The sequence below is a fragment of the Actinomadura napierensis genome, assembly GCF_039529375.1.
GTDB lineage: Bacteria > Actinomycetota > Actinomycetes > Streptosporangiales > Streptosporangiaceae > Spirillospora > Spirillospora napierensis.
Genome location: NZ_BAAAMR010000213.1, coordinates 1 through 6751 on the forward strand (window position 1 = coordinate 1; position 6751 = coordinate 6751).

Genomic DNA, 6751 nt, shown 5'->3' on the forward strand with positions numbered 1-6751 from the left:
GGAACAACACCGCACCTCACCACCGACCGGCTGACCCATCTCACCCCAGGTGGCCGTGAAACGGGGGGAACCTCACTGTTGGCCCCGGCACTGGGCCGCGCCAGCAAGCTGGATGAGTTCAAGCCCCACCTCACTCGCCGGTGGAATCAGGGCTGCACCAACGCCGCTCAGCTCCACGCCGAGATCAAGGCCCACGGTTTCGCCGGCAGCCAACGCGCTGTCCAGGGCTGGCTCCAGCCACTACGCGGGCACCAGAAAGTGCGGCAAGAGCCTTGCCCGCCGCCCAAACCCCGCCGCGTCACCGGCTGGATCATGACCCATCCCGACCGGCTGGACCCAAGTGACAAGTCCCGCCTGGAGCAGGTCCTGGCTCGCTGTCCCGAACTCGCCGACGCCGCCGGCCACGTCCGTGGCTTCGCCGCGATGATGACCACCCGCAACGGCCACCTGCTCGACGACTGGATCATCGCGGCCGAAGTCGGAGAGTCGACTCATCTGGCTGCCTTCGCCACCGGTCTGCGCCGTGACCACGACGCCGTGCAAGCCGGGCCGACTCTGGAGCACAGCAGCGGCGCTGTCGAAGGCAACGTGAACAAGATCAAATTCTTGAAGCGTCAGATGTTCGGCCGCGCCAACTTCGACCTCCTACGGGTCCGAGTACTCCACTACCGCTGACCGGAGACCATGCTCAGTCATCCGTTCATCGAGAGTGGGTCAGAGCCGGTTGTTGTCAGTGCGCCGAGTCGCTGGCGGCTGAAGGGCAGAAGAGGCTCACTCACGCCCACCAGGCATGATCACAGGCATGCGTATCGCTGCTGCCCAAGTCCGTTCCCCCTGGCTGGACCCCAGTGCCGGCACCGCCGCCGTACTGGACGTCCTCACGCGTGCCGCCGCCGACCAGATCGGACTGGTGTCCAAACCCAGGCGGCCGGGCCGGCCGCCCACCGTCCGCTCCATCCGGCTGCTGGTGCTGCGTCTGGTGCGGGAGAACCCGGGCTGGGGCTACCGGCGGGTGCACGATGAGTTGCTGGTGCTCGGTGTCAAGGTCGCGGCCTCCACCGTCTGGGAGATCCTCAACGACGCCGGTATCGACCCGACACCTGAGCGTGCCTCCACCACCTGGGCCGGGTTCCTGCGCTCGCAGGCCGAGGCGCTGCTGGCGTGTGACTTCCTGGAGACCGTCACGCTTACCGGTGCGCGGATGTACGTGCTGTCGGTCATCGAGCACCACGCCCGCCGCGTCCGGGTTCTGGGCGCCACCGCCCACCCCACCGCAGCGTGGGTGACCCAGGCGGCCGGAACCTGGTCATGGACCTTCAGGACGCCGGCTGCCGGGCACGATTCCTGATCCGCGACCGGGACGCCAAGTTCCCTGACCTGCTCGACGCCGTCCTGGCCGATGCCGGCATCCAGACGGTGCTGACCGGGGTGCGGATGCCCAGGATGAACGTGGTGATGGAGCGGTGGGTGCAGACCTGCCGCCGCGAGCTCCTGGACCGCACGTTGATCTGGAACCAGCGGCACCTGCTCCACGCCCTCCGCGAGTTCGAGACCTTCTACAACCAACATCGGCCCCATCAGGGCATCGCCAACGCACGCCCCTTGAAGCCACTGCCTCCGCCGATCAACGAACCAGACCAGATCGCCCACCTGAGCATCCGGAGAACGCAACGCCTGGGCGGGATCTCCAACGAGTAGGAACATGCCGCTTGACCTGCTCGGACATGTTTCCGGCAAGTGCAGGGTCGCTACTGCGATCACCTCGGTGGACACGGGCTGGGCGGCTGAGTTGCGTGATCGCCGGTCTTCTGGAGGTGTCGCAGCCCTGTCTTAAGCAGTCCGACCTTGAGTAGTCCGAGGTTAGTCACATCGTGCAGGTCAGGTCGGATGGGACGTGGGTGCCCACGTACTGCCTCCAGAGGTCGGGAGTGAGGTTTCGGCCGGCCGATGTGCAGGCGGCGTGGATCCAGAGCCCCGGGCTGAGCCTCCAAACGATCAGGACGCCGGTGTCACCGGCCGCCGGGTTCGCGATGGACTCGGTGGCGGTGACCAGCGTGGTGCCGTCCGCGGAGAATGCCAGGCCGGTTGAGGCTTCTCGGTAGCCGACGGGGAGCACAAGAGTGCCAAGGGCAAGACCGGAGTGAAGATCGATGAGTCGGACGGTGTCGTCTGATGCTTTTTCAGCGATGAGGCCTGGTCCGCTGACGACGGGGCCCACTGATGTGTCGGGTGTGCCGTCGAGGGTGCCGAGGCGTCGGTCGCCTGATGCGCTCCAGATCTCCAGATCGCCGTTCCGCCTTTGGACTAGCAGGCGGTCCTTTGTGTAGGCGACGCCCATGGCGTCCTGGCCAGGGAGTGTTCGGGAGTGGCTCGTGGCCGTGTCGGTGACGACGATCTTAATGTTGCTAGGATTGAATAGGCCGTCCGGGGGGGTGTCGATCACTGCGGCGTGGTCGGTGTTCGGATCGAGGGCCACCTCGTCTCGGTGGAGATCCCAGGAATTTTTATCGGCCCTGTCTCTGGGGCCGTTTACTTGTCGCAGTACTTTCCCTGTCGCTGCATCACGGAAGCGGATCGTGCCGGACTTGTCCACCTCGGCCACCTGGTGGCTGTCAGGGAGATATCGCAGCAGCACAACCGGGTCGGACGCCTTGAGTGGCGCCCAAGTTCCTATGGTCTGCGGCCACTGTTTTGCAAAGGAGATGATTTGGGCGCTGCCGTCATCAGGAGACACCATAATGAGTCCAGTGTTATTACCCTGCCATAGTGCTGTTGCATACCGCTGCCCGCCGGGCAATGGACCCTCCAGCGAGTACGGCTCGACACTAGACGGGTTCAGGCTTTGGACATCAAGTGCCGCCCCAAATCCGTTGATCACCGCTGCGGAGCGGCCATTCGGGGACAGTATGACCTCTGGTTCGTTGCATGCATTGCAACTGAAAGGGATGTCTACTGCCATGGCTGTGGAGATACGGGAGTACCGCGCGAGATCCCACAGGCTCCACACGTCGTCAGTGGCCGAGACTAGTCTGGTACCACCTCTGCCGAGGAAGGTAAGAGCGCCATCAGAGACCGCTCCTGCTCCGGCAAGAGTGACCGGAGTGGATGGTGTCTTGCCCGGCGCCGTTGCACGCGAGACGTAAATGCTGGTGTCGGCAGCCTCGGCAGCCCAAGAACCGCCAGGGCTGAGAGCCAGCGCCGCCGTCGGGGAACTGGCATGAGTTTGCGCCAGCAGGGGTGGGTTGTCGATGCGCTGGATACCTTTGGACCTCCAGATTGGAAGTGTCGAATCGCCGTGGGCATAACTGAAAGAACCGCCGTCCGGGGCGAGCGCGAAGGCCTGATTATGGACGCCATAGCCGACCGCGCTCCCGGCGGTTCTGCTTGACTGCGGGAGGGAGAACCGTTCCCAACCCCCGAAGCTGTCCTCGATGGTTACCACGTCAGAGTCACTTGGAAAGGCGATGGCGCTCGGGTCGGTTTGCAGGTCGAGCTTAAGGTGAGAGGTATTCCCCGTTGTTCTGTCCAGGACCCACATCGTGGGTGGGGCGTCGTAATGGCCTGCCGTCACGGCGATGAAGCGTCCCGATGGAGAGACCCCCACTGCTGTGAGCCGCTGTCCCGTGGGTATCCGTGGTGCCGGGACCGGCTGTGCGGACGTCCAGATTCGGACCGTGCCGTGGTCGATCGCGGCGACGGTGCCGCCATCGGCATCGGCCGCGACGGCGGTGACGGGGCCTCGCAGCTGGCCGAGTAGCCGAGCTGGGGCGACGGTGTCGCCAGCAAGGCTCCACTGCTCAACCTTGCCCCGCCCTGTCCCGGCGAGTACGAGGTTCCCGTCCAGCGAAGCGGCTAGCGCGGAGATGGGCCCGCTCGCCTGCACGCTGCCGACCAGGTGGGGGCTGGTGGTGACCGATTGGAAGAGCGCGGCGCGGGTCAGTGGATCGTTGCTGTAACGGTAAGCCTGCACCGCAAACAGTCCGGCAAGCCCGACATTGGTCTGGAGGAGGCGTTGTGACACGTTGGCGAGCCGATGCGCGATCGCCAGCCGCTCTGTGGCCGCCGCGCCTTGGTAGGCCACCGTCAGCCCGGTAGCGGTGGCAGTGGTTAGAAGTGACAGGGCGATGGCCAGACGGCCGGTGCGGAATCGTCGGGCGTATCGGTCGGCTTGTTTTAAGGTCGCGGCGAACTTCACCTCGCTGGGGTCAGGCGCCTTGACGAGGTCGGGCTGGTTCGCCTCGGGTGCGATGAGTCGTAACCCCTCGCGGTGTGCGGCCAGCAGTTTGGCGTTCATGCCGCTGACCTTGGCGAGGCGTTCATCGGCGCTTAGCTCGCCGGTCACGGCGGTCCGTGGCCGCAGCCCGTAGAAGATGTTGCGAAGCCGGGTCACGGCTGGCCGGCGGGTCGGCGGATAGCGCAAGAGTTCACGCAGACTGAGTGCGAATGCCACGCCGAGTGAGGGGCCTTCGAAGCGCGTGATCGGCACGGGACCTTCGGACAGGACCAAGCGCCACAACACACAGCGGCCCTGGCGGCGAGGCCCAGCGGTAAGCCATGCGCGGCCCAGCGAGTCGGCGAACTGGTCGTTCGGGCTGTACGCTCCCGCCATCGCTCGTGGATCGGGGTACAACCCGACCGGACCTGCCAGAAATTCACGCAGTTCTAGGACGCCGGTGACCCCCTCCTCTGCAGCGGCCTGTCCATTCGGGGCGGTGGAGCGTCCGAACACGACAGGCATGCTGACGACGGGTCGCTTGCGCGGTTTCGCACCCGCCATCAACAGTGCGGCGATTACGAGCATGCTCTGCGGGCCGGTCGGGTCGGAGTTCTCGATCGTGCCGTCGCATGAGTTCTGAAGCTGCTTGGTGATCGACATCAGCGTGCCCGCGACGCGTGGTGGAAGGCCATCGATGCCCTTCCCAGAGGGCTGGGCAGGACCGGTAGCCGCCTCCGCCGACACCAGTTTGCTCTGCCTCCATGCCTCCGCCAGCCGGGCCAGCGCAGCCTCGTGCTCCCCAGTCGGGTCCTCCGGGGTGCTCAGGGATCGGCCCAGAAGCCATGCGTGGTCGGCTGCCGTCACCGAGTCGGCCACGCGGTCTGGGGCCGTTTCCTCAAACCAGGAACGCAGTTGCTCGCAGCGCCCGTCGAGTAACCAGGACGGGTCGGTCCGAACCGCTTCACTGCAACACTTCCACAGCAGTTGCCGTTCACCGAGCGCCTCTCTTAAAGCGGCCTGTGGGCTTTTCGCGCGCTCGATGAGGTCAACTAGTGCTGCCCGATCCGGGAACTGGCTTGCTGATGGCGGCCGCGTGTGCCTTGGTTCATCGGTCCGGCTCATTCCAGTGCACCGTCGATCACGCTGCGCAGGTCGTCGCTGACGAGATCACGCACCTGTCGCCAGGCATCGCGGGTCGTCTCGTTACGTGCCGCGCGGACTGAGTCGGCAACGGTCTCGGCATCCCAAGTAGCGCCTGCGGTCACTGGAACGGGACCGTTGGCTGCCCATCCGATCGACGATGTCTCGGCCGCGAAATCAGGAAGCTGAACGTAGGAGGCGGGAGGACCGACCTGTGCTCGCGTCGCCGGCACAAGCAGTACCTTCTCCTTCCCATCCGTCCTGGCGTACCTGACCGCGGACATCAGCGGCAAGGTGGCGTCCACCCCACTCAGCACCACCTCAAGGCTATGAACAGGCGGTTCCGTCCCATGGCTGCGCACCAAGTACCTGGCCAGGCCGTCGGGGGATGACTCCTCAAGTACCACCACCTCAGATCCCGCAGCGGTCAGGCCACTGACCACCGGAATCGCTGGCAGCGCAAACCATCCCGGCTCATTGACGTTCCGAGACGAACTTTGTCGAAGGAACGATCTCGGGCTGCCGACCGAGGCCTCAGGCCCCGAAGCCGCGACGAGGCGCGAAAGAGGCAGGTCGACGCCGATGAACGAAGCCCAAAGCCGCTGTACGAGGCTGTACCCATCGCGTCCACGTTGCCTTGTGCGCGAAGAGGGAGAAGACCGTCCGCCGATGAACGAGCTCCAAATGCGCCGACCAAACGCAGCCGCGCCACTCATGAGGCCTCCTCGCCGGAAACAGGAGGAAGCCTTGGCGACGGACCGGGTTGGGATGCGTGCGGCACATCGGGTAGGGATGTGTGGGGATCCGCGCTCCCGGATTCGACGCGCAGGACGTCGGCTGCGCTGGTAGCCCTGCCCACCTGGGCAAGCAGTGCGGGCGCGGACGCGCCCACGGTCACCGCCGCGTACACACCGGTAATCTCGGCATGCAACAGCCACCCGGCCGCGCTCCCTAGCAGCACGCGCAAGAGTGCGGAGAGCGAGTCCGCGAGAGGATCAACGAAGGCGCCAAGGCGGGGAAGCGGGCCGGTTGCCATCCTGGCAGCATGCCGCGCCTGCTGCCAGGCATGGAGCCGCCCGAAGGTAACGACCACCTCGGTGATCAGTCCGCCACACGCGCCGCACGCTACGGCTTCAATCCATGTCAGCATCAACCCGCCCGTCTGTCGTAAGGCAGCGCCCCGGCCAACCCCACCCGATGACATACCGGGGCTGGCACCGCCGTTGCTCCTTGAGGCGATTCAGCTCAAATGTATGAGCTGCGCCGGGGTGGCGACCAGACCTCCCCTCCGGGCCGGTGTCATCATTCGGGGCAGTGACGGGGACTGTCCGAAAGATCGTGTGGGTGGGGTGGTGATCCGGAAGGCTGGGGCCGATGCCTCGGCCGGGAAGGATC

General features: G+C 65.6%; 5 protein-coding genes. 3 read left to right on the forward strand and 2 right to left on the reverse strand.

Annotated features, from left to right (window positions below; translation table 11 throughout):
- From ABD296_RS48455 to ABD296_RS48465, 3 genes are all read left to right on the forward strand, one after another.
- Nucleotides 1–675, forward strand: a 675-nt coding sequence (locus ABD296_RS48455) for a transposase (RefSeq protein ID WP_344285000.1), incomplete at its 5' end; no start/stop codon positions are given.
- 127 nt (nt 676–802) lie between these two features.
- Nucleotides 803–1348 (forward strand): helix-turn-helix domain-containing protein, encoded by a 546-nt coding sequence (locus ABD296_RS48460; RefSeq protein ID WP_344285003.1) that lies wholly within the window; start codon nt 803–805, stop codon nt 1346–1348.
- Nucleotides 1309–1698: an integrase core domain-containing protein gene (locus ABD296_RS48465; protein WP_344285006.1), complete on the forward strand. Its 390-nt coding sequence runs from the start codon at nt 1309–1311 to the stop codon at nt 1696–1698. Before ABD296_RS48460 ends, ABD296_RS48465 begins: the two co-directional genes overlap by 40 nt.
- A gap of 166 nt (nt 1699–1864) precedes the next feature.
- On the opposite strand, the gene ABD296_RS48470 is transcribed toward ABD296_RS48465, so the two are convergent.
- Nucleotides 1865–5338 carry a S16 family serine protease gene (locus ABD296_RS48470; protein WP_344285009.1) on the reverse strand — a complete coding sequence of 1158 codons (3474 nt, stop codon included), beginning with the start codon at nt 5336–5338 and terminating at the stop codon, nt 1865–1867.
- A complete protein-coding gene (locus tag ABD296_RS48475; protein ID WP_344285011.1) occupies nt 5335–5673 on the reverse strand; it encodes a hypothetical protein in 339 nt (112 codons plus the stop codon). Before ABD296_RS48475 ends, ABD296_RS48470 begins: the two co-directional genes overlap by 4 nt.
- Between the last annotated feature and the right edge of the window lie 1078 nt (nt 5674–6751).